This window comes from Heyndrickxia acidiproducens DSM 23148 (assembly GCF_000374345.1).
GTDB classification, from domain to species: Bacteria; Bacillota; Bacilli; order Bacillales; family Bacillaceae_C; genus Weizmannia; species Weizmannia acidiproducens.
Genome location: NZ_KB893983.1, coordinates 36,405 through 61,062, shown reverse-complemented (window position 1 = coordinate 61,062; position 24,658 = coordinate 36,405). Strand labels below are relative to the sequence as shown.

The window sequence follows — 24,658 nt, the reverse complement described above, 5'->3', positions numbered from 1 at the left end:
ATCTATGATATATGAATTATACCTATTTCACAAGGAAGGTTTTAGCATTTAGATCACCTTTACAGCCTGTACGAAGCTGGTTGCATTTGGGAAGATCATGTCTGCTGCTTTTTTCGATTGGCATGATCTCCTCGAAGAAAGACGCGGCTATGGAATTGAATCTTTCCGGCGCCGCCTGCACTCTTCATACAATCGGCAATTCTATCTTGCAGGCGCTTTCTTCAACAGCGGCTATCTTTATTATACCAGTTCAGGTTTTGAAATGAAAACGCATTAAAAACGCCGCCCGCAGTTTTCATTCAGCATCTTGCGGCGGCGCTTTTAAAAGGATTTTAGGAATCCCTTTTACCGGACCGTTATCTTTTCGATGACAACATCATGCAGCGGTTTGTCCTGCATGCCGGTTCTGACGTTCGCGATTTGGTCGACGACATCCATGCCTTCGATCACCTGTCCGAATACGGTGTGGCGGAAATCAAGCCATGGGGTACCGCCTTTTTCCATATAGGCTGCGACGATTTCAGCCGGATAGCCTGCCTGTTCCATCTGTGCTTTCATGCCCGGGTCAACCGATTCACTCTGGACAATGAAAAATTGGCTGCCGTTTGTATTCGGCCCGGCGTTGGCCATCGACAGCGCACCACGTAAATTAAACAGCCGTTGTGAGAATTCATCTTCAAACGGCGCGCCGTAAATAGACTCGCCGCCCGTGCCGTTTCCGCTCGGGTCTCCTCCCTGAATCATAAAGCCGTTGATCACGCGGTGGAAAATCAGCCCGTCATAATACCCGTTTTGGCTGTGCTGCACGAAATTCTCAACCGTTTTCGGCGCCAGTTCCGGGAATAGCTTAATGGTGATGCCCCCCATATTTGTCTGCATGTCAACTACTTTTTCATTTTCAGCGGCACCGGCTGCCAACTGCGGATATGTGTTTTGTTCTGCCATATGTTTAAAAACCTCCATCATGTTTGTCTTCATCTCTTGTTTCACTTTACTAAATTCAGGTGGAAAAGTCCAAAATCTTCATTGAAATTTGTGGTCTTTCTTTTGTATTCCATGCGTAACCTAAAGGTCGTTTTGGAGCAGGGCCGTTTTGTTGCACTTTTGGATGCTGGTTTTTATAATAATATTTAGGCGAACGAAATATTTACACCGTATACCTTTTATGGTACGTTATGTTTACAGGAGGCGATTTTCCATTCATATGAACCAGGAAAACCGTAATTTATATATTATGGTTGTATGTAATTTTCTTGTTGGTGCCAGTACAACGATGATTATTCCGTTTTTATCTTTATATATTAAAACGTTCGGGCATTTCAGCGATGATTTTGTACAGCGCTGGGCCGGATATATTTTTGGCGTTACCTTTTTGGTCGCTTTTTTCATGTCTCCGATTTGGGGGCGGATTGGCGATAAATACGGTTTTAAGCCGACATTGATCATTACCGGCTTCGGCATTGCCGCCAGTATTTTCTGCATGGGGCTGACAAACAGCGTCATCGGGCTGTTTTTGACCCGGTTGTTTATGGGGATTGTTACCGGTTTTATCCCGACTTCAATGGCGCTGATCTCTGCCGAAACGCCGAAAGAGAAAGCGGGCAGGGTGCTGGGCACGTTGCAGATGGGAAATGTCTCAGGCAGTTTGTTTGGCCCGGTGATCGGCGGTTCGATTGCGGACAGCTTCGGATTTAAATATACTTTTATTATCACCGCAATCACGATCTCAATCGCAGCTTGCGGCGTCTTGTTCGGTATTAAGGAAAAACGGCGCGAACCGGCACGCAAAAAAGCGGCGCATGTTTCCTCGCTTGCTGTATTAAAAAGGATTATGAACCGCCGCATCCTGTTTACCGTGATGATGATCGCGTTCTTGATCCAAATGGCCAATTTCAGTGTGCAGCCGTTATTGGCGCTTTATGTGAGCCATTTAACAAGTGCCGGCAATATCGCCCTGTTATCAGGCATGGCATTTTCGGCAACCGGTTTTGGAAACCTGTTATTGGCAAGGCAATGGGGCGCACTTGGCGATAAATTCGGGCATGAAAAAGTGCTGCTGATTTTACTTGTCCTGGCCTGTGTATTTATGGTTCCGCAGGCATGGGTGAACAATTTATGGGAACTTGTCATCTTAAGGTTTTTCTTTGGCATGGTGCTGGGCGGCATGAATCCGAGCATTGTCGCATTTATCCGCCTTGAAGCGCCGCTCAGTATGCAGGGCGAGGTGCTCGGCTATAACCAGAGCTTCCGTTTTCTCGGTAATGTAACAGGGCCTTTGCTCGGCGGATTTGTCTCCGGCCTGTCCGGCATTTCTTCCGTGTTCTATGTAACCGGGACATTGTTTATTGTTGCTTTTGCGCTTTTACTCTACAGCGTCCGGCATGAACACCGCCACCAGCTTCAGGAAGAACTTTAATGCTCGTGATCACTTTAAAGGGGCCGGGCCTTCACAGATTTTCGAAGGCCCGGCCCCTGCTTTACGCCAAACTTCTGCTGTGTTCCGGGTCCCCTATTTCTTCGGTACGACGGCAATGGTGCATCTCGATAAACAAATGAGCGCTTCCTGCTCGTCTTTGATTTTAATTTCCCAAACCTGTGTACGCCTGCCTTGGTGGGCAACTTCGGCAACCGCCGTCACCAGGCCATTACGCTTGGAACGGATATGGTTGGCGTTAATTTCAAGCCCGAAGCAGATTTCTTTTTCCAAGTCAATTAACGCTGCTGCTCCGATACTTGCCACGGTTTCAGCTAACGCAACAGAAGCCCCGCCGTGCAAGTATCCGAACGGTTGTTTCGTCCTGCCATCCACCGGCATTGTGGCCGCCACCCTGCCCGGCTTTACGTCAATAATTTTTATCCCCAATGTTTCGATCAGTGTTCGTTGTTCTGTTTCCATATAGATCCCCCTTGCAATTTCGAACTGTCCGCGCATACTGACAACCTTTTTCAACATAGTATGTAAAATATACCGATTTCCGTGCTGAAAGAGGGTGTAAAGTTTGTACCGCTATCCGTATTTTGCTGTCCCTGTTTTTCATCCATACCATTCTATGCCGTACCGCCAATATCCTCCCATCCAACCCAGAAAATTTATGGACGCCGCCAATCATATCAATGAACTGATGGTGGATGCACGTACCATTATGAACAGAATATCGCAGTCTGCCGATTTTTCAAAACAAATCATGTCAGCCGCACAACAGTCCAACACAGCTGAGGTCCGCCGTTTAATTGCCGGCACACGTGTCAAAAATATTCCGCAACTCTATTATTCTCCGGACGGGCTTGTGCTTCAATTTCACCACCATGTTAACCAGCAGGCCGATCCATGCTGCCAGCTGCAAATCAAAATACGCTGGATGTAAGAGGGTCTGCCTCCTGTTCATAACACTTTAGAATCAATGGTAAGCTGTTAACAAAGGGGGACCATAACATCCCCCCAAAACATGTCATGGTTAGGATCAGCACTTTCTTATTCACCCATATGACGAAAGTAAAATAGTAATTTAATATAAAATAGGCACCCGCCTTTGATATAATAGAGTTTGAAAAAAACTTAAAATTTAAGGTCGCATATCATATACCTTTCTCCCAATTTTGCGAATTCAATTTAAAGAATAGTGGAGATTTTACCAGGATTCCCCGTTTCTCCAACTCCTAAAACGAATGGGAATTAAATTATTTTTTCAGGATTTTAACTACCTAGAAAGAAACAGTATGCTGTTCACATTTCAATTCAATGATCTCATCAAGAATTACAAAATATTGGATGGTCATCAAGGGCTTTTGTTGGAATTCTAATTTCTATGGCAGACTTTCATTATTTATTTATCGGGAAGTGGAAATATATGATTCAATTAGATTCTGTTTCAAAATCGTATGGAGATAAGAAGGTGTTGAATGAAATTACCTTTGAATTTAAGCCGGGAAATATTTATGGGTTAATTGGGCGTAATGGAGCAGGCAAAACAACCTTACTAAAAATTTTGATGAGGATCATCAGGAACCATGATGGAAATGTTTTATTTCAAGGCAATAATATTAATACTGTGGATACGCTTGATCTCCCCTTCGTCTTTATTGGTGATACGCCCGTTTTATACCAGGATCTAACGGCTCGTGAACAAATGCTTTTCATATGTAAAATAAATAAACGATCAAAAGAGGAAGCGATCGAAAAAATACAATTCCTGGCAAAACAGCTGAAACTGGAAGAATATATGGATTATTATCCACGAAGTGTTTCAAGAGGAACCTTGCAGCGCATCAATATTGCCATTGGCATGCTGCGGGAATCGAATGTCTATTTCTTCGATGAACCATTCATCACGCTGGATCCTGTACAAGTTGATACTGTTGAGCAAATGTTCCTGAATCATAAATCGCCAGCCAGGATTCAAATCATTTCGAGTCACGATTTAGAAAGTTTGGAAACCATTTGTGATAAATACCTGATTTTGAAGGATGGCCAATTACTGGAGTTTGAGCCGGGAACCTTAGATCGAAAACAAATCACTAAATTGATAGGCGATAGCTATGCTGTTTAACTCAGTCTATTATATCAGCCTCAATAAAGTAAGACAGTACATTCGGCTGATAAAGAAGAACAAATTGAATGCGTTCGGTTATTTTTTGTTGCTCGCTTTTTTTCTCCCATTGTCCGTGGCGTTATTTGAAGCCCATCAAAATCTTGTTATAAAGTGGTTTCCAATTGCTTTGTTTGCTTACAGTTTGGCAAAGGTCTTTCAAAATAATCCTATTTTAAATATCCCGTTCCAGACCTTTGAAATGAAAATTCTTTCTTTAAATGGCCTAAAGCTGTACGTTTTTCTCAAAACGGTTGCTTCTTCACTCTTTATGGCAGCAGTCCTGCTGGTTTTAAGGGCAGATTTCACGCCTATTTTGTTTATATCGCTTATCGCCAACAGCTTGGCCAATTATATTGGATTTATTAAATACCAGATTGCCACAATAAAACTGTACGCCATCCTGTCCATTTCTATACTGGTCACTTTGCTCTCAATACAAGTTTCAAACAGCTGGCCATCCGCTCTTCTGTTTTTGGTGATGGTTGTCCATTTGATTTTCATCAAATCATTTAAATACGATGATTTATACTCCTATTACCGAATCATGGGCACGATGTCTCAAGGTTTAATCAATCAGGATTTTTCACAAATCTCATCCGCTCAAAACGAGTTGCTGAAAAATAAGAAAGTGTCCAAGCATAGGATGATGGAAAACTGTTATGATGCAATGTTTTTTACAGCAAAAGAAATGACAAGAGCCTTGTTTAATCTTAAAAGTCTCATAAATATTTGTATTTTTACTTTTATTATAGGGTTCATTTCTTATTTTTACATTACTTCACAAATGATGCATTTTGGTCTATTGATTGCCGATTTAATTTTAATTGAGACATTTCTTTCAAAATTAAATAAAACAGAATTTACGACCATCACAACAGGGTTTTATCTGCCGATTCAGCTGGCCGCAGTCATTCAACAAAAATGGCTGGCACAGGCACTTATCGTGTTGCTTCCACTCATTACTGGATTTCTTATTTTCGGGAATATAAATCCGTTGGCCTTGCTAATCGTGGTTCCTTTCATCCCATTGCGAAATATCATTTTTAATTTTACAAATTCCAAGCTGATAAAAATAGCAATGTATGTTTTTGGAGCAGCAATATTCGGCTCCCTTTATCTTTTCTAAAACTTCTGTTTGGCACACCTCCCAATTGCAAATTCTATTGGGAGGTGAAGTTATTTCCACCGGTAAAAAGCTGAAAACTTTACGCTAAGGATGTTCAGCTCCTTTGATTGTATGAAAAGCGGCAGTTATCTTCTGCAGCTGCCGCCTGTTGGATTTTTCTTTCACCAGGATTTTAATACCCGCCATAATACGGGAAGGGCTGATAAGCTGTCTGCTGGTAGGATGTTTGTTGGAATGTGGCCGGATGGTAAGGCAGCGGTCCCGGTTGATACGGAACAGGGGCCGGCGCATATGGATAAAATGGCCGCGGCCTGACGAGAGCGCTTCCCAGCAGACCGCCGAGAAAACCGCCTATTAAAGGGCCTCCGAAAAACGGCAAAAACCGCTCAGGGTAAGGTGCATGCCGATACATAGATCATAACCTCCTTTTGTCTTTCTTATATCTAATCTATGCATGTGGCAGGCATTGGACTGGGCATTAAGAAGCGGAAGCCTTCAGCTTTTTCTTTTTCCGTTTTTCCTTCACAAACACAACGATTAAGGTTAAGATCGGGACAGCAACCTGGAAAGGAAAATGGAGCAATACCGGTACCACTTTAATCCCTTCATCGATATGTTCAGCATAATTGGCCGCGATCATGACCGAGGCGCATAATATCACGAGGCAAAACGGATAAACGACTTTTTGGTAGTTCTTGATCTTAAATAACTCTGTAAAAGTAATCACCGCTGCATAAAAGTAAATCGTTATTTTGAAGAAACCGCCGATGATCAAAGCCAGCATAAAGAAAACATCCAGTCTCTCCAAAAAGTGGGCGAGCTGGATTTGCTGAATCGTGATATATAGCGGAAAAGGAGAACGCTGGGTGACTTCAACCCCGATTACCGTAATATTCATCACCATTGCGATCGCAATATTCATTCCACTTAAACAGATTGCAACCAATCCAGCCTGTTTCACCTTTTTTAAGTCTCTCAAATAAGGGAAAATGGTAAAAAAAACGATGGCTTCCCCAAATGGAATATACAGAGTTTCTTTTGCAATGGACTTGAACACCGGTTTTAATCCATTTTCAAGAACAGGCTTCAACAGGTTTAATTCGACCAGTTTTGAAGCAAGAATCAATACAAAGCCCATAAAGGCAAGCAAATAGAGAAAAACGAAAAAGATTTCCCCGGTCCTGGCCACGACTTCTATCCCTTTTTTCACTCCGTAGGCTACGCAGAGTATCATAATCGCGTTTGCGATAAACACCGGGGTTTCCGGGTAAGCTGTAATCACCAGCATTCCCCCGAAATCACGCAACACGCGCGCCGCCAAATATAAATAATAAACGCCGAATTGAAAGACTAAGATCCAGCCTAAAACTTTTCCGTAGATTTTAGAAAGGACCTGGACAGAAGAAAGGCCAGGGTAAAACGAATATATTTTAAAATAGAGATAGTATAAAAATACCCCGCCTGACAAGCCGCCGAGTATAGCGAGCCAGGCATCCTGCTTGGCACCAATGCCGAGTGCCAAAAGCAGCGAGCTGCCGAGTTCAAACATGAAGATGAGCACAAATAATTGGTAAGCTGTTATTTTCGCCTTTTCCATTGATCACCAGGCCCCACAGTTATTTTATATTTGAACGGAAAGAGTTATTTCTTAATTGCGAGTGGCTGATCACAACATGGGCATGCACGTTTACTTTTAAGCGCGCAAAACCTTTCTCGTTCCAGTTTGTCTTTACAGCCTGCCATGCTTTCGGATCATGGCGGTGGATCATTTCCCCGAATCCAAAAACATCACATTGGTCTTGCTGGATAGCACGGATGCCCCGGTAAAATTGATCTTCCACTTTTTTCTCATAAGCTTTTTCAAGGGCGTTGATTTGTTCCAGATTCATAACATTGATTGGCACATCAAGCTCGTATAAGCTCCCCTGCAGTCTGACATCGATTTCCATTTCCGGCTTACCCTTTCTGATAACGGGCACTGCTTTTGCCTGGCTATCCGTTACCCCGATGCTAATCGCATTGCGGTGCCCTTTCCAATCGAGCGGAATCGTGGTGCCTTGTGTTTTTTGCAAAAGCCAGGTCAGAACGCGCGCAGTGGAACCCTCCACCCAGCCAATCAGCTTGCCATTTTTAATCAGGCCGATACCCGAGCCGATTAAATAGCTGGATAAAGCTGTCTGATTCAAATTGTCCTGCATCTTCCCTTTTTTCGGGTCGCCGATCAATTTAAAGCTGCCGACTACCGCTTCTTTTCCCGTTGCATCAATGGTATCTATGAGCTCAGCCATACTAATTTTCAATTTGCCGCCGGAATTTTTCTCGGCATATTCCAGTGTTTTATTAATTTTATTGGCAGGAATTCTGTCAATCGGCGTTAATATTTTGAGAACATCTTCAGCCTCTCCATTCCGGGCAATGGCTACTGTCGCAGTATTACGAAATTCCTGATGCCTTTCAAAAACATCTAATATCGGATAGATGCCTTCTCTTGCAGTATCTTCCCCGATCAGCAGCAGGTTTACATGTGCAAAATATATGCGCCGCGATACTTCGGACGATGCCTGTCTGAGCGCCTCTGTCACGCTTCTGCCGGTTGTCTGGTAAACGTTCACAGACGGTCCCTGGCCGCCGCCCCCATTTTGTGCACTGCCCGGTATATTTAACGAATTCACAATTTGAAACGTGAGCAGGTACTTCCCATTATCAAGCCGGTCCACCCCAATCGCGCTGATCAATGCCAAATCCGTTAACTCTTTCTGGCTCCAACAACCTGTAAGCAGGCCTGCTGCCAATAACCATACAACAAAAAATCGAACTGGTCTTCTCGTCATGGCGAATCCCCATTTCCCTGGTTTTGGCGGCCGGGGGGCATCGGCCTTTGATTTTCACCCTGGCGCATGATATTTTTCTGGCTGACCAATCTCGGCCTTTCTTTCATTGCCCATAACGGCTTCCTTAAGATGGCATCTCCGATATTTTCCCCTACGAATGGCGCTAACGGCATCATATACGGAACACCAAACGACCTTAAACTGCAAAGGTGGATCACCATAGCGATGGATCCGATAATGATCCCGAAAAAACCAAATGTCGCTGCCAGGAACATAAACAAAAAACGGATAAGCCGTGCGGAAATCGCGATTGAAAACGCCGGTGTAGCGAAACTGGCAATCGCGGTTATCGAGACAACGATGACCATTGCCGGCGAAACGAGACCGGCCTGTACGGCCGCCTGCCCTATGACAAGTGCCCCGACAATCGAAACCGTCTGCCCAATCGGCTTTGGCAGGCGGAGGCCGGCTTCGCGTAAAATTTCAAACACAATTTCCATCAACATCGCTTCTACAAACGCCGGAAACGGAATGGCCTCCCGCTGCGCCGTCAAATTAAAAATGAGCTGTGTCGGAATCATTTCCTGATGGAAGGTAGTCGCAGCGACATATGAAGCCGGCCCGATCAGCGAAATCATAAAGACCAGGACCCTTAAAAACCGGATCGCAGTGGCAATGTCAAAACGCGAGTAATAATCTTCTGCCGACTGGAAAAATTGGATAAAAACAGCCGGCGCAATCAAAACAAACGGGCTGCCATCCACTAAAATGGCAAATCTCCCCTCCAGCAGATTTGCAGCCACCTTATCCGGCCTTTCCGTATGGTACATTGTCGGGAAAGAAGTAAACGACTTATCCTCAATCAGCTGTTCAATATAGCCTGATTCTAAAATGGAATCGATTTTGATGCGTTTCAAACGCTTTCGGGCTTCTTCAATGACCTTGTCATTTGCAATTCCTTTTATGTACATGAGTGACACTTCTGTTTGTGTCACCTCGCCGATTTTCATCGATTCCATCCAGAGATTTGGATTTTTAATGCGTTTGCGGATTAGTGATGTATTGACCTGGATCGATTCTGTAAACCCATCACGCGGTCCGCGGACGGTTACTTCTGTTGCCGGTTCTTCAACGGCACGCCTTTCTCCGCCTCTTGTGCTGATACTTAATGCACCATACACCTGATCAATCATCAGGATCGTATCGCCTGAGAGAAGATGGGAAAACAAATCGTTCCAATTCATGACGGTTTTGACGCCGCCGATCTTTATGGCATGCTTCATTAAGTCATCCAGCACATTCCCGCTTTCCAAGTAAGGGTCGATTGCCGGGTTGTTTATGATCGTTTCAAGCAGATTTTCATTGACCATTTTAGGGTCATCTAATCCGTCGAGACTAATCATTGCAGCCGGCACATTCGCTTCGCGTCCGATGATAAATTCATGGATCACGAAATCGGGACTGTTTCCAGTCGCTTTTTTTAGCTGATCCAGCCGTTTTTTCAGGCTTGTGCCCATGCGCTCTATGGGAATCTCTTTCGCCGTGCCGCTTGTATCACTGCCTCTTAGATTGCTGCCGTTTTTTTGATTTTTTTTTACAGCTTTTACATATTTACTCCACCAAAATGGCATATGGATTCTCCATTCTCTTCATGCAACATTCGATTTGCGCCAGCTTTTCCCAATCCATCCAGCTGAACAACAGCTTAGCGGCGGAAATGCCCGCACATACTATGAATAGCTGCAGCCTTTTCCAATACAGCCGTTGCCCTTAGTATGTTTCATTTAAAAAGAATTATGAAGAAGGATGGAGAATCCATGAAATTATTTCTGCTGATTTCAGTTGTTTCAATTTACCTGTATCTATTAACAGTGTTCGTTGATTTCATGATGTGCCGGAAGCTTCTTGCTTCATTTCTGCATCCATTTGCAGCGCTTAACCAATTTGATACTTTTGACCGGATTCTGCTTGGATTACTGATTGCTTTGTTAATTTTAAAAGTCAGCATCCCTTATATAAAACGTAAGCTTTCCATTGGCCAAAACAGCAACTAAAGCCGGGATCCGCATGAAAAAATTCATTTTACCGCCATTCTTTCTGCCAGTACGGCCAACGTTCTAACCATCACACCGGTTGCGCCGGCCGGCCCCAGATCGCTCTCTTTTTCCGCTGTTGCTGTTCCGGCAATGTCGAGATGGACCCATGGCGTGTTTTCTGCAAATTCGCCGATAAACACCCCGCCCATGATCGCATGGCCTTCACGCGCGGGAGAATTATTCAGATCAGCTATTTTGCTGTCTCTGATCTTTTCTTGATCGGCTTCTGTGATAGGCAGGCGCCAAATAAACTCCCCCGTTTCAGCAGAAGCTTCCAGAACTTTTTCAAAGAAAACTTCATCGTTTGTCATCGCGCCTGTTTTGTCCCGGCCCAATGCTGTAATCACGCCGCCGGTTAAGGTCGCAACATCAACAATATAGCTGGCACCGTGCTGTTTCGCATAGGTAACGGCATCCGCCAAGATTAAGCGGCCTTCCGCATCGGTATTCAGGATTTCAATGGTTTTCCCACTGAGGCTGGTGATGACATCATCCGCTTTAAAGGCGTTTCCGCTAATCATATTGTCTGTTGCCGGAATAACAGCGACCACATTTTGCTGCAGCTGCAGTTCGCCGATCACTTCCATTGCACCAAATACGGCTGCAGCTCCGGCCATGTCTGTTTTCATGCCGGTCATACCTGCTTTCGTTTTCAGCGAATAACCGCCTGTGTCGAAAGTAACGCCTTTTCCAACGAGTCCGAGGGCACCGCTCCACTCCGCTTTGCCTTGGTACTTCAGAACGATCATCCTGGGCGGTTCAACTGACCCTTGATTGACCGCAAGCAGTGCGCCCATCCCCAGTTTTTCCATCTCTTCTTTTTCAAGGATTTCGATTTCAAAATCATATTTCCGGCTGAGCTGCCGTGCGTAAACCGCAAGCTGCGAAGCCGTTAAAAGATTGGATGGCATATTCACAAGCGTGCGTGCCGCGTTTGTAGCTTTGCCATAAACATAGCCTTTTTTCAAAACGGCTTTCAGTTCTTCTTCATCCTTACCATCAGCAAAGACTGCCGCCCTGCCAACCGGTGCATCCGGAATATTCGGCTTGCGCTTATAGCCTTCAAATTCATACGTCGAAAGCGGTAATGCTTCACTGAGGGCGAAAGCCGCATCCAAAGCGGTGATGTGTACCGTTGTAAATGTATCAAGGGCAATACCGGCAGATGTCCAGCGCATTTTTTTCATTTGCTTGAACGCTTTACCAAATGCTTTTTTTAAGTCCTGTTTTTTTAATTCCTTCGGTTTGCCAAGCCCGACAAAAACAATCCGTTTTACCTGCATTCTCCCCAAGGTATGAATGACAGAAAGGCAATGACATTTTGCGGACAGATCGCCTGATTTTACAAGCTCTGTTAACGCACCATTGAACTGTTGGTCCAAAAGGGAAAGCCTGCCGCCGAATTTATCCTGCACATTTTGCAGTCCGATGATCAGACAATCCTCCTGGCACCCGATCGGATCCTGATGCCGAATTTCAAACATTTGAATCACCTCTGTTTTATTATAATGGCTTCATTGCAGCTTACTAACGGATTAGATCGATTAAAATTCAAAAAACCCGGGCAATTGCTCCGGGGTTGTGATCTCGATTTTTCAAACAGTGTTAGGTATTCCTGTAATAGCTTTGCTCCGCGTGGCGCAGATCCCAAGCACAAAAATTGAGCGCAAATTCTTTTTTGCGCTACTCGGGTTTTGATTTGATATATTGTTGCCTGAACACTTGCATAGCCTTGTCTTCGTTCATTTCGGCAAGTTCTTGTTCCGTCAGGGTGCCGTTGCCCATTTTGATGACGTAAACATTCAATGTTTGTTTTCCCCAATTTTTGTATACGTCCGAAACGGTCTCAAAGTAAAGATCCAGCCGGTTTCCTTTTATTGCGGAGCCTGTGTCGGCCACCACTCCGAAATCATAACCGGGAATATACAGGACGGTTCCGATCGGGAAAACATTCGTATCCGCAGCAATGGTGGAGTATAAATCCCGTTTTACTTTTACCCCGGAATAAGTAATGCCGTAACCGGGGTGATCCGGGGATTTGCCTGTGGATTCCACGCCGGCCGTATAGCCTGTAGCGGTCACCTGTTTTTTCGGATAGACGCTCCAGTTATAGGCATCTAATGATGAAGGCTGTTTTTTAAGCGGTTTGTCATCGGATGAGAGCCATTCGTTTCTCAATGGTTTTAAACTTTTCCACACGGGATTTGCTGTCTGCCCGTTTTGGCCCGCCGCTTTCACTCCGGAAATCGATTGGAAAGTGGATAATATCGCCCATATCACTAAAAATATCATCAACAAGCGGATCATCCATTTTTTCTTTTTCAATTGATTCACTCCTCCTAAAGCTATTGTCTCCAACGGGCTTTTGGAATATGCATGGAGGAGGAAAGAAAAAAGGAAAGCTGCCCGGGAGATGGTGGCAGCTTTTTTAAAACATTTGGTATCCGCTTTTCCGCAGCAGCCGGATGGCAATCCCTGCGAGTACCGCTCCCGCCAGGCCGCTGGAAAGAATTAAAATATCGGATAAGTATAAAGAAGTGAGTTTATCACCCAAGTGCCGAAATGCCGCTTGCGGATCCGTAAAATACATGGAAAATTTGACCTGGTCAATGATGAGAAGGGCAATGATTGGATAGGCAAAAGCCAGCACCCATGTCATCCGCAAAAGCATATTGGTGATAAAACCGATGCCGAAAAACAAGACGAGAAAAAGGACCATGGAAATGATCAGTACCGGAATACTCATCAAATGGCTTGTCATTCTCCGCACCCCCCAAACATTATCTTAAGTATACAGAATAGACTGAATTGTGTCAATCTCAATTGGAAGTGCTCTCTATTTTTTTATTTGTCCAGCTCCGGTTCCTATCGGCTAGCGGATTTCCTTGCCCCCTCCCTACGATAAGTCAACATCGATTCGTCCCTCACCGTGTTTCCTTTATCTCAGTCGCGGTCCATGAAATCCGTACGCCGATGAACAGTCGCCTCCGCTTTTCTTTGTCCAGCTCCGGCTCCTATCGGCTAGCGGATTTCCTTGCCCCCTCCCTACGATAAGTCAACATCGATTCGTCCCTCACCGTGTTTCCTTTATCTCAGTCGCGGTCCATGAAATCCGTACGCCGATGAACAGTCGCCTCCGCTTTTCTATCTAAATAAAGTTAAATTTCCCCTTCTTTAGAACAAGCCCCGGACCGCCGATCAGGTAGAGGGCGCGGTCATCGACGACTTTTTTCATGACTGAAGCAGAGGTGCCTTTCAGTTTTTTTCCGAACACAACGCCAATCGCATTGTTTTCACCCAAAGAGCATACCGTACCCCGGTCGTTAAAGACAAACGTTTCCAAATCATGCTTGCCTTTGATCAGTTTGGCAAGATTACGTGCACACACTTCACCGTGCTGCATGGCAATCTGAGCGGTCGGTGGATATGGGCGGTTCGCCGCTTCATTGATGATGAGCGCACAATCCCCAATCATGAAAATATTTTCATAACCCGGTACCGTTAAATCCGGATTTACTTTCACACGGCCGCGGGTATTCTCAAAACCGGACTTGTCAATCACCGCATTACCGCGCACCCCCGCCGACCAAATCACCGTACCGGCTTTAATTTTTTGCGGTTCTTCCCCTTTTTTGCCGACCAGCACCCCGTCAGCTGTTGCTTTTTTGACTGCTGTTCCAATATGGAATTCAACGCCTTTGCTTTCCAGGTAAGAAAGCGCGTAATCAACCAGTTCCCTGTCAAACTGGGGCAATACAACAGGATTTGATTCGACAGAAACAATCCTGACTTTTTCGCGCGGAATATGGTGTTCCCGGCAAAGCTTCGGGATCCGGTTGACCAGTTCGCCGAGAAACTCAATACCGGTGAAACCGGCGCCGCCGACAACAATTGTTAAACGGCTTTCGTCTTTCGTTTTTTCCGATTGATAGGCTGCAAATTGCCATTCAATATGCTCACAGATTTTTCGGGCAGCGCTTACATCTGTGATCGAAAAAGCATACTCCTGCAAGCCTTCGACCCCGAATGTTTCCACATTTGATCCGAGCGCCATGACCAAATAATCGTACGAAACTTCTTCCCCATTTTTTAACTCGACCTTGTTTTCATCCTTCTTAACGCGCAGAACTTCAGCCTGGATGAATTTCACTTTGCTTTCGTTCAGCACATTTTTAACCGGATAACGCACACGATCATGGTGCAGTGTCCCTGCGGATGCTTCGTGGAGCCAAGTCGTCTCATAATGGTAATCATTTTTGTTGATCAATACGAGTTCAGCTTCCGCTTTTGATACTTGCTTTTGCAGGCGCGTTATGGTCATCAGCCCGCCATAGCCTGCACCCAACACAACAACTTTTGGTCTACCCATTTTTATCACTTCCATTTATAAATTTTATGCCCGGCAGCCGTGGGCGTGGTCCCTTCATTCATATTTTCCCTGATCAATCCCCGGACAGGCTGCCTGCCATGCAAACGAATCGATTAAGAAACAGATGAGATTGTGAATTTGTTCACGTTGTTTTTCATTCCTGCTGCCCAATTTCTGCTTGAAACTGTCACAAAAAATTCACATTTCCTTATCTCTATCATATGCTTTTTCGTATGTTTTTTCAACAAAATTACTGTTTTTGTAATGGTGATTGATCGCATTTTTCCGTTTTCCCTCCCCGGACAGGCTTTGTGCGTAAACGGGGAAAGTATGCTATGATGTTATCGAATGAAGCGTATTGGAGGGTTTTCGTTGAAAGAAGATCAGACCGTTTATGATATCACCATAATTGGCGGAGGGCCGACCGGCTTGTTTACGGCTTTTTACGGCGGATTACGGAAAATGTCCGTAAAAATTATTGAAAGCCTGCCGCAGCTTGGCGGACAGCTGGCTACCCTTTATCCTGAAAAATATATCTATGATGTTGCCGGATTCCCGAAAATTAAAGCCAAGGACCTCGTCAATAACTTGAAAGAGCAGATTTCCATGTTTAAGCCTGCCGTCTGCCTCGGCCAGTCCGTATCGAATCTTGAAAAAAGCGACGACGGCATGTTTACATTAACAACCGATCAGGAGATTCACCATTCCAAGGCCGTTATCATTACAGCCGGCGTCGGCGCTTTCCAGCCGCGCCGCCTGGAAGTGGAAAATGCTGCGCAATATGAAGGGAAGAATCTTTTCTACTTTGTCAACGGCATCGACCAGTTTGCCGGGCAGAAGGTCGCGATTCTTGGCGGCGGTGATTCCGCTGTCGACTGGGCGCTCATGCTTGAGCCGATTGCGGAAAAAGTGACGCTGATCCACCGCCGTGATAAATTCCGTGCCCATGAGCATACAGTTGAACAATTAAAAAATTCCCGCGTAGAGATTAAAACTCCGTTTGTCGCAAGCGGCATTACGGGCGATGGCCATAAAATTTCGCAGCTGGCGATAGAAGAAGTAAAGGGTGAGCGGAAAGAAACGATTGAGATTGATGCCCTGATTTGCAATTATGGCTTTATTTCCTCATTGGGCCCGATTAAAGATTGGGGCTTGGAAATCCAAAAGAACTCGATTGTTGTCAATTCAAAATTGGAAACGAATATTCCAGGTGTTTATGCCGCCGGGGACATTTGCACTTTCGACGGCAAGGTCAAATTAATCGTGACCGGTTTCGGCGAAGCCACGACTGCGGTCAGCAACGCAAAAGCTTATCTCGATCCGAAAGCACGCGTCCAGCCGATGCACAGCACTTCTTTGTTTGGATCATAATTTTCTCCATGAAAAACGGCAAGGCACCTGTATCAGTGCCTTGCCGTTTTTTGTTTTGCCCCTGAAAATAAAAATCAGGCTTTCATTGTTTTATCCAATGGTTGCGAATGCATCAGCAATTTTCAGGTGTGCCTGCTTTTGAAGCTGTTTTAAAAGAAGAACCGCAGCCACAAGAAACAATGGCATTGGGATTATCAATGGTAAATCCGCCGCCAAGCATCGACTGTTTGTAGTCGATAATGGTCCCGTTTAAAATAGGTGCGCTCTCCTTATCCACGAGAATGCGGATGCCATGCTGCTCGCTAACGCCATCGTCTGCCTTTTGCTCGTGGTCAAATACAAGCCCGTAAGATAAACCGCTGCAGCCCCCGCCGTTGACAGCAACACGAAAATAAGCATCTTGCTCATCGTTTTTCTCCATCATATCCTTGATTTGAAAAGCAGCCGCTTCCGTAATGGTTACCACTTCGCCCATCATTGCACCCCCTTTTGATTACCGTTTATCATGATTATAAACGTTTATACAATTGAAAACAATTATCGTGTTTCGGCCTTCCGCAAAGTGCCGGGTTCTTTAACCGGCGTATACCCATATGCCTCCATCACAGCGAAAATCTTTTTTAGTGGCGGATTCCCTTCTGAAATGATCCGGCCGTCCGCCGTAATAACCGGGTAAAACAAATCTTCATCCAGGACTTTCTGCGCAAAAGCGCGCTCCTCTGTTTTGTCCGGGGGATTGAAAATATCAATATACTGCATGCTGAACGGCTGCCCCGGGAATTTGCGGGCCAGCGCAGCTTCGATCCATTCAAACGTGTCACGCGATGACGGGGCATTGGCACAGCTTGCGCATATGACCTCTGCTCCGTATACTTGAATTGTGATGGGTTTCTCCATTTCCCCGCCCCTCTCATGTTAACCATTCTGCCTGTTAGAAAAATTGCGCACGGTTTTTTCTTTATTGTACTAAATGGCACGCCAAAGGAAAACACTATATTCCAATTAATAATCATCCATAATAGATTTTTTCTCAGATCCTGATTATAATGGGAATATGGAAAGGAGCGATCACATGCCTACAGAAACCATTACGGAACAGGTACAGGAAGTATTGGATAAACTTCGCCCATTTCTGCTTCGCGACGGCGGCGACTGCGAATTGATTGACGTTGAAGACGGCATTGTCAAACTTCGCCTGCTTGGGGCATGCGGCAGTTGCCCGAGTTCAACCATTACATTAAAAGCCGGCATTGAACGGGCGCTTTTTGAAGAAGTTCCCGGTATCGTGGAAGTTGAACAAGTCTTTTAATGCGAAAGTGTAAATGGGATTTCAGAGCGATTTCTATTATGAAGTCGCTTTTTTTAATGGCTGCCGGCTTTAAGCCAGCCGACAGCCGGGATTTTTTGTTTTCTTGCCGGCACCTCGGCCAGATCATAAAACTCTGCTAAAAAAGCCTCATAATGCCTGGTGTCGCGTAAAATTTTTTGAAGTTTTTCTTCATATAATTTTTGGTCCCGTTCTGAATGGGAAAGAAAATAAGCTTCCACACATTCAAAATAATGGAGCGGAAATAAAAGCCGTGCGAATATCAGCCGCCACGAAAAGGCAGATAATGGGGAAAGCGATTGGTACTGGCGCAGAAAAGCCTGTACTTCCGGGCGGAACGTGCGCTGCTTCATAAGGTACTGCTCGCGGATTTTTTCTGCAATGTCCCGGCCGGCATGGTCGAATACCCAGTCAAATGGATGATGGATTAAATATTTGCGTCCCCAGGTCCCGGCTGCAAAGCGTTCATGGCAGATCGTGCCGGCATCGCTTTCCGCCGGGGTGTCATCCATTTCCGTATCCACGACATACTGAATCGCATTTTCGCACAGTCCCATATAATATGGAAAGGATTCTATAAACATGCGCTCAAACGGGTCGTCCGGATGCTCTTCTACTGTTTGGTACCATACTTTTTCCATCTGTTCAAGACGCTTCTCCCAGTAATGTTTCCACTCCCCCATCCGGCTGGTGGCGCTGATTGCCACCGGAATGGTTCTGCCGCGCAGATGGAATTTAGCCAGTTTCCTGCCGGTACGGATGTTGGCGGCCGGTTTTAAATAAGCATTTTCAAGCAAACAATAGTCGGTTTCATCATCCGTAATCAACAGTTTCTCATCCTTTGCCGGATAGAAAGTTGAAACGTAACGATCCCCGCACGTCACGAGATGCCGGGACATTTCATATAATTCAGCAAGAACGTTTTCCGGTATTTGGGTAACGGGGACAAGGGTGTAGAGCCGGCCATTGGCTGCATACCTGACCATTTTCCCGTCAAAAAATGAAGTTTCTGCTTGAATGCCATAATACTTGTTCAGGATCGCCTGCGACAAAATTTGCCCCTCCTCCAACAAAACTGAAATGCTTTAATCATTATATGTGAAGAAAGCATTTTCTTGCTTGCTTTCATAAAATCAATTAGAATGATCATGCTAATAGACAATGGAGTTTTCATATCAACTTTAGAGGGTGAAAAAAGTGGAAAGTCAAAAAAAAATGGATATTTCCGAACAAATTGCACGCAAAAGATTAAAGGAGCGCGGCGTTAAAGTCGAAGATATAGCAGAGCTCGTCCTTTATTTGCAAAAAAGATATTATCCTGAAATGACGCTTGAGGATTGTATTGAAAGCGTCAATGCTGTGCTATCCAAACGTGAAGTGCAAAACGCCATTGTAACGGGGATCCAGTTGGACGTTTTAGCCGAAAAGGGCTTGCTGGATGAGCCGCTGCAAAGCACCATCGCCGTCGATGAAAGTTTATACGGGATCGATGAAATTATGGCGTTGTCGATTGTGAACGTCTACGGGTCAATCGGATTTACAAACTACGGATACATTGATAAACAAAAGCCGGGCATTTTAGCGAAACTGAACGATCATTCGGACGGATCATGCCATACATTCCTGGATGATATTGTCGGGGCAATTGCAGCAGCTGCCGCCAGCCGCCATGCGCACCGTGCCGCCCATGTAAAACCATAAAAAACAGCAAAAAAAGCGGGGAATAGCCCCCGTTTTTTTTGCTGTATAAACGATCCTGGATTTTAACAGGCATGGTTTTACCCGTTCTTTCCAAGCTTTTATGCACACTTAAATTTTCCATTGATCGAGCGAGTCAATCGTGTAGGTCGGCATAATCTCTTTTGTTTTCAGAATCTCTTTCGTGGTGACGCCGGTATGGACGAGCAAGGTGTCAATGCCGGTTCTGATTCCTGCTAAAATATCGGTATCATAGTTGTCCCCGACCATAATCGTTTCGTCTTTTTTCGTGCCGATATAGGCCAGCGCCTGTTCTGTAATAATGGACTCAGGCTTCCCGATAAAAACCGGCTGCGTCTGGGTGGCGACCGACAAAACAGCAGTCAGCGCACCATTTCCAGGCAGCAAACCGCGCTCAGTCGGAATGGCAATGTCCCCGTTTGTTGAGACAAATTTGGCGCCGTTGCGGATGGCAATACAGCCAATGGCAAGTTTTTCATAAGTGATTTCGCGGTCGATGCCGAACACCACATAATCAGGATGGTCTTCGGTTATGGTGAAGCCTTTTTCTTTAATCGCCGCGTGAATCCCTTCTTCCCCAATCACATACACCGAGGCGTCTTTTTTCTCATCGTAAATATATTGCGCAGTCGCCATCGATGTCGTGAAAACCTGCTCAGTATCAGCCGGAATTTCAAATCCGCGCAATTTTTCGGCAACCTGCGCCGGTGTCCGTGAAGAGTTATTCGTGACAAACAAATACGGGATGCCCTTTGCCTTGAGGCGCTGGATAAAGTCGCCGGCTTCCTCAATCTTTTCTGTCCCGCGGTACATGGTGCCATCTAAATCAATTAAGTATGCTTTATATTCTTTCATGCTGCAAATCCTTTCATCTCTAATTCTGCTGATTGATCCAAAGTAACCGGCCGCTATTCACCTTTAAAAGCATTTACCGGCCCCAGTTCATTGGCCAGATAAACCCTGATTCTTTCAGGAAATTCCCCAAGTGCCCCAAGATGATCCAGAAGCATCCGGCCAAGTGCTTCGTGATCAATGCGTGTATACCCGCGGACAAGCTGTTTCCGGAAAGCAATCACTTCAGTCAGTTTTTTCGCTGTTTCTGCAGGCAGTACCTTTTCATCGAGCAGGATATCAATAATATCTTTGTAGCTGCCGGGATCGCGCATGATAAACCCGTCAATCAGCGCGTTCCCCACATCCAGGACCGCCTCAATCACGGTTTCGGCAGCTCTCTCCAATGCGGCCTTCTCAACTTCAGTGTGCCACGTCTGCTGTGCTTTTAACATGGTCAGTCTTTTTTCCATAAATTGAAGCGTCTCTTCTATTTTTTCGCGATCTACAAAATACATACCGTCACCCTCTATCCACATTCTACACATTATTTTACCATAACAAAGGCCATCGCTAATGTTCTATTTGGCAGAAACCTTTTTTGCAACAAAATAGGCACAGCCAAAATTGCAGTATTCATAAAGATATTCCGTCAGTGTACTGATTTTTGTATCAAATGCGGATTTCGGGTTCCGGTCGTCAAAAAAGCCGCGCAGCCGCAGCTGGCCGTAGCCCCAGTCCCCGACAATATAATCGTATTTTTCAAGTATTTCACTGTAGCGGCTGCGAAACGCATCTTCTTTAAAACCATTCCGGTAATCCGTAATGATTTCATATGTGTGGTGATGGATGGTAATCAATCTAATCACTCCAATACTGCCGCTAAGCGCGGTTGATCACTCTTATCTATTATAGCGAAAACTGCCGCGATTACGATGGAAAATGATAAAATTCCGTTAAAGCGAAAAAAGATATAGAAAAAAACTGCGCTTTTCTGTGCGCAGTTTTTTTAAAACCGGGACTGCCCTAAACTTCCTGTGTATGCTGGGCTTCGTGTTTACCTAAAATATGCTTTGCTTTTGCAGCCGCGTTGACCTGTTCATCGGCATGGTAGGAAGAACGGACAAGCGGGCCTGCCTCACAGTGGCTGAAACCTTTTTTCATGGCGATGTCCCGTAATTCCGCAAATTCATCCGGATGGTAATACTTGACAACCTTCATATGCTTTTTCGTTGGCTGCAAATATTGGCCGATCGTGAGAATATCGACTTCGTTTGCACGCAGGTCATCCATGGCTTCAACCAATTCTTCCTTCGTTTCCCCAAGCCCGACCATTATGCTTGATTTTGTCGGGACGTCCGGCTGCATTTCTTTGGCGCGGCGCAAAAATTCCAGGGAACGGTCATAGGTCGCACGGGCACGGACTCTCGGCGTCATCCTGCGAACGGTTTCAATATTGTGATTCAAAATATCCGGTTTGGCATCCATCAGTACCTTTAAGCTTTCATAAACACCACGTAAATCGGATGGAAGCACTTCAACGGTTGTAAACGGATTTTTCCGGCGGATCGCACGGATGGTTTCCGCCATAACGGCTGCACCGCCGTCTTTTAAATCATCGCGGGCCACCATTGTAATGACAACATGCTTCAGGTTCATTTTTTGCACCGAATCAGCAACGCGTTCCGGCTCCTGCCAGTCGAGTTCGGAAGGCAGCCCGGTTTTTATGGCGCAGAAACGGCAGGCGCGCGTACATACATCCCCTAAGATCATAAAGGTAGCCGTTCTTCTTGTTCCCCAGCATTCATGAATATTCGGGCATCTGGCTTCTTCGCATACGGTATGTAGATTCTCGCTGCGCATCATCTTTTTTAATCCTGTGTAATTTTGATTCGTATTTAACTTGATCTTCAACCACTCAGGCTTGCGCAAAATTTCTTCCTGTTTACTCATTCCCTCATCTCCCACTCATTCGCTTGGGTTTTGCTGTTCTTCCTTCACTTTACCATATTAGAGAACTTTGTTAAAGAAGATGCAACCGGTTTTTCCAATATTTTATATTTATGAAAATACTCCGCCTGTCCAAACTATATATATCATTTAAAAAGAAAGAGGGCTTTTAAATGCGGGTTGCACTGCTTGTCTGCCTGTTTACAGGTTTGCTTTTTTCAACGAAACCCATTCAGGCAAAAGAACTGACAGATTCAGGCATGTATAAGAAGCGGATGGAACTGTATAAAACGATGGAAGCCTTTACGCAGATTCCATGGTATTACCTGGCTGCCATCGACCAGTACGAACGAAGCAACCGGTTGGTCCGTTCCGATCTGCCAAAACCGGCCGGCCTGATTTCCATCTATTTTTCCCCTGAAAAATGGTCCGGCGCCGCCAACCCGGAGCAACAGGACACAGATCCTTCCGCAATTGCGCTTTTTAACGGGATCGGAAAAGACGGAAATGGGGATCACCGGGCAGACCGTACGGACGATCTGGATGTCTTATATACGATGAGTGCCTATTTGCTGCAGTACGGAACGGATGAGGACAATATCGAAATTGCGCTTTGGAATTATTATCAACGGGACAAAGCCGTACAGCTCATTACCGAAAAAGCTAAAATCTATCAGACGTTTGGAACCATCCAATTAACGGATCAGGCTTTTCCGCTCCCGGCCGGATACAATTACAGCTACCGCAGCACATGGGGGGACAGAAGGGGCTGGGGAGGCAGGCGCATCCATGAAGGCACCGATATTTTTGCGGATTACGGTGTCCCGGTGCGTGCCACATGCTACGGCGTTGTCGAAATGAAAGGCTGGAATAAATACGGCGGCTGGCGCATCGGCATCCGTGATCTCAATAATACCTATCATTATTTCGCCCATATGAGCGGCTTTGCGAAAAATATCAAAGTCGGCCAGGTGGTCAAACCCGGAATGGTCATCGGCGGCGTCGGCAGTACCGGGTACGGCCCGCCCGGAACAGCGGGGAAATTTCCGCCGCATTTGCATTACGGGATGTATAAAGATAACGGCCGCAATGAATGGTCATTCGATCCCTATCCTTATTTAAGAAGATGGGAAACCCTTGAAAAAAGAAAAAGCAGGGATCATGGCTGACTGCCTCCCTGCATGCCGGGATAAACGCTTGGCATACAGGCCTTGTGTTCTTCCGGCATACCGGGTTAAATGCCAGCCAGCATGCTCTCCATTACTTATTTTGAGCCTTTTGGCAGTTCTATCACAGGTGTTGTTGTGTTCCCGTTTCCATTGTAAAATTGCGGAACATCCCCGCTATAATTTCCCATTGCGAGCGGAACATCGCGTGTGTAAGTAATGATATCGGAAGCAAATGGGATAATCACCTGCATTTTGATTTTTAATTGCACATAAATGTAAAAAAACGCATTATTGATGCCGTATTCTTCTTTTTTCACTTTAATATTGGAACTCTCAATATCGCCCACCATTTGGAAGGTTACCGGAATATCCGGGCCCAAATTTCCCAATAAAGCAATATCGGTTACTTTACCAAGCGGGACCGAAAAGATTTCTTCTTTTGATTTTTTACTTCCGTCCAGCATACCGTCGTTTGAAATTTCTTCCAGAGATGTGATATCACCTGTTTCCACTTCTTTAAATTGGCTGATGATCTGATTTTCGATTTTCGCTTCAATTCTAGCCAGTTCGCTTGGATTAATTGTATCGAGTGTACTGTTCTTATCCCCGCTCACATGGTCTTCGATCGCCTGGTTGGTCACATAAGCTGCTATTTTTTTTGTTTCCGATTCTGCATACTGCATCAATGTCGGTTTAATGCCGGCGTCTATGATCATGATGCTGATGATGGTGGAAATCGTAAAGAAAGCCAGTGATAGCAACAGCACATAACGCATCGGCAAAGGGCCCCGCCGAGACCGCCGCGATCCGCGGGTGCGGAATTTTCTCATTAAAAATCCCCCCTGTAAGCTAAATGTATGCTTTTCCAGGGGGAATGTATGATGAATTTCATGACTTTGGACCAAAAAAACTAAATCGCCGCATTACACGAGCTTCAACAAAGCCTCTTTTCCGCGCATTCCTGTTATGATTCCGGCTTTTTCCGCCTCCCAGGTGACAGACTCGAGCGGGGCTTCCAGCAATTGCTCAATCGTTTTCACGCCGACCGCCCTGCCTGCAATGATGCGGCGGTCTTTTAACTTGTCATTCAGCAACCCGACATCAAGTGCGCCGCACATGATATATCCTTTTTCATTTGAAACAGCCAGCAGCGTTGTTTTCGGCAGTTGGACTGTCGTTGCGATAAATGTATGCCCTTCTATATGGACCGGCGTCACGGTTACCAATACCATCCGCTCCTTCCTAACGTATTCCTTCATACTTTATGTGAGCGGAGGGGA

General features: G+C 45.3%; 28 protein-coding genes. 9 read left to right on the top strand and 19 right to left on the bottom strand.

What is annotated here, in order from left to right; translation table 11 throughout:
- Positions 1-345: 345 nt before the first annotated feature.
- Entirely contained in the window at positions 346-945 is a 600-nt protein-coding gene (locus C232_RS0104850) for a peptidylprolyl isomerase (protein WP_018661868.1), read from the bottom strand.
- 259 nt (positions 946-1,204) lie between these two features.
- Between C232_RS0104850 and C232_RS0104845 the strand changes: the two genes are divergently transcribed.
- Entirely contained in the window at positions 1,205-2,416 is a 1,212-nt protein-coding gene (locus C232_RS0104845) for an MFS transporter (RefSeq protein WP_018661866.1), read from the top strand.
- 93 nt (positions 2,417-2,509) lie between these two features.
- On the opposite strand, the gene C232_RS0104840 is transcribed toward C232_RS0104845, so the two are convergent.
- On the bottom strand, positions 2,510-2,896 hold the full coding sequence (locus tag C232_RS0104840; protein ID WP_018661865.1) for a hotdog fold thioesterase: 387 nt from the start codon (positions 2,894-2,896) through the stop codon (positions 2,510-2,512).
- Positions 2,897-2,999: 103 nt separating this feature from the next.
- On the opposite strand from C232_RS0104840, the gene C232_RS0104835 reads away from it, so the two are divergent.
- The 3 genes from C232_RS0104835 to C232_RS0104825 all read left to right on the top strand — a co-directional run bounded on the left by C232_RS0104835 (position 3,000) and on the right by C232_RS0104825 (position 5,715).
- Entirely contained in the window at positions 3,000-3,365 is a 366-nt protein-coding gene (locus C232_RS0104835; RefSeq protein ID WP_018661863.1) for a YuzC family spore coat inner layer protein, read from the top strand.
- A gap of 483 nt (positions 3,366-3,848) precedes the next feature.
- Complete coding sequence (locus tag C232_RS0104830; protein WP_169338743.1) at positions 3,849-4,547, top strand: ATP-binding cassette domain-containing protein; 699 nt, start codon at positions 3,849-3,851, stop codon at positions 4,545-4,547.
- Positions 4,537-5,715, top strand: a complete 1,179-nt coding sequence (locus C232_RS0104825) for a hypothetical protein (protein WP_018661860.1) — start codon at positions 4,537-4,539, stop codon at positions 5,713-5,715. Before C232_RS0104830 ends, C232_RS0104825 begins: the two co-directional genes overlap by 11 nt.
- A 172-nt stretch (positions 5,716-5,887) precedes the next feature.
- Here the strand turns inward: C232_RS0104825 and C232_RS19240 are convergent, their stop codons facing one another.
- From C232_RS19240 to C232_RS0104805, 4 genes are all read right to left on the bottom strand, one after another.
- Positions 5,888-6,127, bottom strand: a complete 240-nt coding sequence (locus C232_RS19240; protein WP_081622728.1) for a hypothetical protein — start codon at positions 6,125-6,127, stop codon at positions 5,888-5,890.
- 66 nt (positions 6,128-6,193) lie between these two features.
- Complete coding sequence (locus C232_RS0104815; RefSeq protein ID WP_018661856.1) at positions 6,194-7,312, bottom strand: GerAB/ArcD/ProY family transporter; 1,119 nt, start codon at positions 7,310-7,312, stop codon at positions 6,194-6,196.
- Between the two features lie 19 nt (positions 7,313-7,331).
- Complete coding sequence (locus C232_RS0104810) at positions 7,332-8,546, bottom strand: Ger(x)C family spore germination protein (RefSeq protein WP_018661853.1); 1,215 nt, start codon at positions 8,544-8,546, stop codon at positions 7,332-7,334.
- Positions 8,543-10,177, bottom strand: a complete 1,635-nt coding sequence (locus tag C232_RS0104805; RefSeq protein WP_018661851.1) for a spore germination protein — start codon at positions 10,175-10,177, stop codon at positions 8,543-8,545. Before C232_RS0104805 ends, C232_RS0104810 begins: the two co-directional genes overlap by 4 nt.
- 186 nt (positions 10,178-10,363) lie before the next feature.
- On the opposite strand from C232_RS0104805, the gene C232_RS0104800 reads away from it, so the two are divergent.
- Positions 10,364-10,600, top strand: a complete 237-nt coding sequence (locus C232_RS0104800) for a hypothetical protein (RefSeq protein ID WP_018661849.1) — start codon at positions 10,364-10,366, stop codon at positions 10,598-10,600.
- A gap of 23 nt (positions 10,601-10,623) precedes the next feature.
- Here C232_RS0104800 and C232_RS0104795 read toward each other — a convergent pair whose 3' ends face one another.
- The 4 genes from C232_RS0104795 to C232_RS0104780 form a co-directional block, all read right to left on the bottom strand.
- Positions 10,624-12,126: a leucyl aminopeptidase gene (locus C232_RS0104795; protein WP_018661847.1), complete on the bottom strand. Its 1,503-nt coding sequence runs from the start codon at positions 12,124-12,126 to the stop codon at positions 10,624-10,626.
- 199 nt (positions 12,127-12,325) lie between these two features.
- Positions 12,326-12,967, bottom strand: coding sequence for a 3D domain-containing protein (locus C232_RS0104790; RefSeq protein WP_018661845.1), 642 nt, complete (start codon positions 12,965-12,967; stop codon positions 12,326-12,328).
- Between the two features lie 103 nt (positions 12,968-13,070).
- Complete coding sequence (locus tag C232_RS0104785; protein WP_026314483.1) at positions 13,071-13,388, bottom strand: YuiB family protein; 318 nt, start codon at positions 13,386-13,388, stop codon at positions 13,071-13,073.
- A gap of 402 nt (positions 13,389-13,790) precedes the next feature.
- Positions 13,791-15,011, bottom strand: a complete 1,221-nt coding sequence (locus C232_RS0104780) for an NAD(P)/FAD-dependent oxidoreductase (protein ID WP_018661841.1) — start codon at positions 15,009-15,011, stop codon at positions 13,791-13,793.
- 372 nt (positions 15,012-15,383) lie between these two features.
- Between C232_RS0104780 and C232_RS0104770 the strand changes: the two genes are divergently transcribed.
- Positions 15,384-16,382, top strand: a complete 999-nt coding sequence (locus C232_RS0104770) for an NAD(P)/FAD-dependent oxidoreductase (RefSeq protein ID WP_018661837.1) — start codon at positions 15,384-15,386, stop codon at positions 16,380-16,382.
- Positions 16,383-16,494: 112 nt separating this feature from the next.
- Here C232_RS0104770 and C232_RS0104765 read toward each other — a convergent pair whose 3' ends face one another.
- Together C232_RS0104765 and C232_RS0104760 are read right to left on the bottom strand one after the other, a co-directional pair.
- The gene (locus tag C232_RS0104765; protein WP_018661834.1) at positions 16,495-16,857 is read right to left on the bottom strand and encodes a HesB/IscA family protein; all 363 of its coding nucleotides are present in this window, start codon (positions 16,855-16,857) and stop codon (positions 16,495-16,497) included.
- 62 nt (positions 16,858-16,919) lie between these two features.
- Positions 16,920-17,279: a YuzD family protein gene (locus C232_RS0104760; protein ID WP_018661832.1), complete on the bottom strand. Its 360-nt coding sequence runs from the start codon at positions 17,277-17,279 to the stop codon at positions 16,920-16,922.
- 118 nt (positions 17,280-17,397) lie between these two features.
- On the opposite strand from C232_RS0104760, the gene C232_RS0104755 reads away from it, so the two are divergent.
- The gene (locus C232_RS0104755; RefSeq protein WP_422723653.1) at positions 17,398-17,691 is read left to right on the top strand and encodes a NifU family protein; all 294 of its coding nucleotides are present in this window, start codon (positions 17,398-17,400) and stop codon (positions 17,689-17,691) included.
- Between the two features lie 53 nt (positions 17,692-17,744).
- On the opposite strand, the gene yutH is transcribed toward C232_RS0104755, so the two are convergent.
- Positions 17,745-18,761 (bottom strand): spore coat putative kinase YutH, encoded by a 1,017-nt coding sequence (yutH, locus tag C232_RS0104750; protein ID WP_018661828.1) that lies wholly within the window; start codon positions 18,759-18,761, stop codon positions 17,745-17,747.
- A 163-nt stretch (positions 18,762-18,924) separates the two neighbouring features.
- Between yutH and C232_RS0104745 the strand changes: the two genes are divergently transcribed.
- The gene (locus C232_RS0104745) at positions 18,925-19,410 is read left to right on the top strand and encodes a phosphatidylglycerophosphatase A family protein (protein ID WP_040399965.1); all 486 of its coding nucleotides are present in this window, start codon (positions 18,925-18,927) and stop codon (positions 19,408-19,410) included.
- Positions 19,411-19,518: 108 nt separating this feature from the next.
- Here the strand turns inward: C232_RS0104745 and C232_RS0104740 are convergent, their stop codons facing one another.
- From C232_RS0104740 to lipA, 4 genes are all read right to left on the bottom strand, one after another.
- A complete protein-coding gene (locus tag C232_RS0104740) occupies positions 19,519-20,283 on the bottom strand; it encodes a TIGR01457 family HAD-type hydrolase (protein ID WP_018661824.1) in 765 nt (254 codons plus the stop codon).
- A 53-nt stretch (positions 20,284-20,336) separates the two neighbouring features.
- Positions 20,337-20,777 carry a DUF86 domain-containing protein gene (locus tag C232_RS0104735; protein ID WP_018661822.1) on the bottom strand — a complete coding sequence of 147 codons (441 nt, stop codon included), beginning with the start codon at positions 20,775-20,777 and terminating at the stop codon, positions 20,337-20,339.
- Between the two features lie 63 nt (positions 20,778-20,840).
- Positions 20,841-21,119: a YutD family protein gene (locus C232_RS0104730; protein ID WP_018661819.1), complete on the bottom strand. Its 279-nt coding sequence runs from the start codon at positions 21,117-21,119 to the stop codon at positions 20,841-20,843.
- Positions 21,120-21,285: 166 nt separating this feature from the next.
- Positions 21,286-22,212, bottom strand: coding sequence for a lipoyl synthase (gene lipA / locus C232_RS0104725; RefSeq protein ID WP_018661817.1), 927 nt, complete (start codon positions 22,210-22,212; stop codon positions 21,286-21,288).
- A 170-nt stretch (positions 22,213-22,382) separates the two neighbouring features.
- Between lipA and C232_RS0104720 the strand changes: the two genes are divergently transcribed.
- Entirely contained in the window at positions 22,383-23,378 is a 996-nt protein-coding gene (locus tag C232_RS0104720; RefSeq protein WP_018661815.1) for a M23 family metallopeptidase, read from the top strand.
- A gap of 95 nt (positions 23,379-23,473) precedes the next feature.
- Here the strand turns inward: C232_RS0104720 and yunB are convergent, their stop codons facing one another.
- Entirely contained in the window at positions 23,474-24,208 is a 735-nt protein-coding gene (yunB, locus tag C232_RS0104715; RefSeq protein WP_018661814.1) for a sporulation protein YunB, read from the bottom strand.
- 93 nt (positions 24,209-24,301) lie between these two features.
- On the bottom strand, positions 24,302-24,610 hold the full coding sequence (locus C232_RS0104710; protein ID WP_018661812.1) for a YunC family protein: 309 nt from the start codon (positions 24,608-24,610) through the stop codon (positions 24,302-24,304).
- Between the last annotated feature and the right edge of the window lie 48 nt (positions 24,611-24,658).

Bases quoted from the DNA above. Each gene is read 5' to 3' on its own strand.
- C232_RS0104850 (WP_018661868.1), bottom strand. From the start codon at position 945: ATGGCAGAACAAAACACATATCCGCAGTTGGCAGCCGGTGCCGCTGAA.
- C232_RS0104845 (WP_018661866.1), top strand. From the start codon at position 1,205: ATGAACCAGGAAAACCGTAATTTATATATTATGGTTGTATGTAATTTT.
- C232_RS0104840 (WP_018661865.1), bottom strand. From the start codon at position 2,896: ATGGAAACAGAACAACGAACACTGATCGAAACATTGGGGATAAAAATT.
- C232_RS0104830 (WP_169338743.1), top strand. From the start codon at position 3,849: ATGATTCAATTAGATTCTGTTTCAAAATCGTATGGAGATAAGAAGGTG.
- C232_RS0104825 (WP_018661860.1), top strand. From the start codon at position 4,537: ATGCTGTTTAACTCAGTCTATTATATCAGCCTCAATAAAGTAAGACAG.
- C232_RS19240 (WP_081622728.1), bottom strand. From the start codon at position 6,127: ATGTATCGGCATGCACCTTACCCTGAGCGGTTTTTGCCGTTTTTCGGA.
- C232_RS0104815 (WP_018661856.1), bottom strand. From the start codon at position 7,312: ATGGAAAAGGCGAAAATAACAGCTTACCAATTATTTGTGCTCATCTTC.
- C232_RS0104810 (WP_018661853.1), bottom strand. From the start codon at position 8,546: ATGACGAGAAGACCAGTTCGATTTTTTGTTGTATGGTTATTGGCAGCA.
- C232_RS0104805 (WP_018661851.1), bottom strand. From the start codon at position 10,177: ATGCCATTTTGGTGGAGTAAATATGTAAAAGCTGTAAAAAAAAATCAA.
- C232_RS0104800 (WP_018661849.1), top strand. From the start codon at position 10,364: ATGAAATTATTTCTGCTGATTTCAGTTGTTTCAATTTACCTGTATCTA.
- C232_RS0104795 (WP_018661847.1), bottom strand. From the start codon at position 12,126: ATGTTTGAAATTCGGCATCAGGATCCGATCGGGTGCCAGGAGGATTGT.
- C232_RS0104785 (WP_026314483.1), bottom strand. From the start codon at position 13,388: ATGAGTATTCCGGTACTGATCATTTCCATGGTCCTTTTTCTCGTCTTG.
- C232_RS0104780 (WP_018661841.1), bottom strand. From the start codon at position 15,011: ATGGGTAGACCAAAAGTTGTTGTGTTGGGTGCAGGCTATGGCGGGCTG.
- C232_RS0104765 (WP_018661834.1), bottom strand. From the start codon at position 16,857: ATGGGCGAAGTGGTAACCATTACGGAAGCGGCTGCTTTTCAAATCAAG.
- C232_RS0104760 (WP_018661832.1), bottom strand. From the start codon at position 17,279: ATGGAGAAACCCATCACAATTCAAGTATACGGAGCAGAGGTCATATGC.
- C232_RS0104745 (WP_040399965.1), top strand. From the start codon at position 18,925: ATGGATATTTCCGAACAAATTGCACGCAAAAGATTAAAGGAGCGCGGC.
- C232_RS0104740 (WP_018661824.1), bottom strand. From the start codon at position 20,283: ATGAAAGAATATAAAGCATACTTAATTGATTTAGATGGCACCATGTAC.
- C232_RS0104735 (WP_018661822.1), bottom strand. From the start codon at position 20,777: ATGTATTTTGTAGATCGCGAAAAAATAGAAGAGACGCTTCAATTTATG.
- lipA (WP_018661817.1), bottom strand. From the start codon at position 22,212: ATGAGTAAACAGGAAGAAATTTTGCGCAAGCCTGAGTGGTTGAAGATC.
- C232_RS0104720 (WP_018661815.1), top strand. From the start codon at position 22,383: ATGCGGGTTGCACTGCTTGTCTGCCTGTTTACAGGTTTGCTTTTTTCA.
- yunB (WP_018661814.1), bottom strand. From the start codon at position 24,208: ATGAGAAAATTCCGCACCCGCGGATCGCGGCGGTCTCGGCGGGGCCCT.
- C232_RS0104710 (WP_018661812.1), bottom strand. From the start codon at position 24,610: ATGGTATTGGTAACCGTGACGCCGGTCCATATAGAAGGGCATACATTT.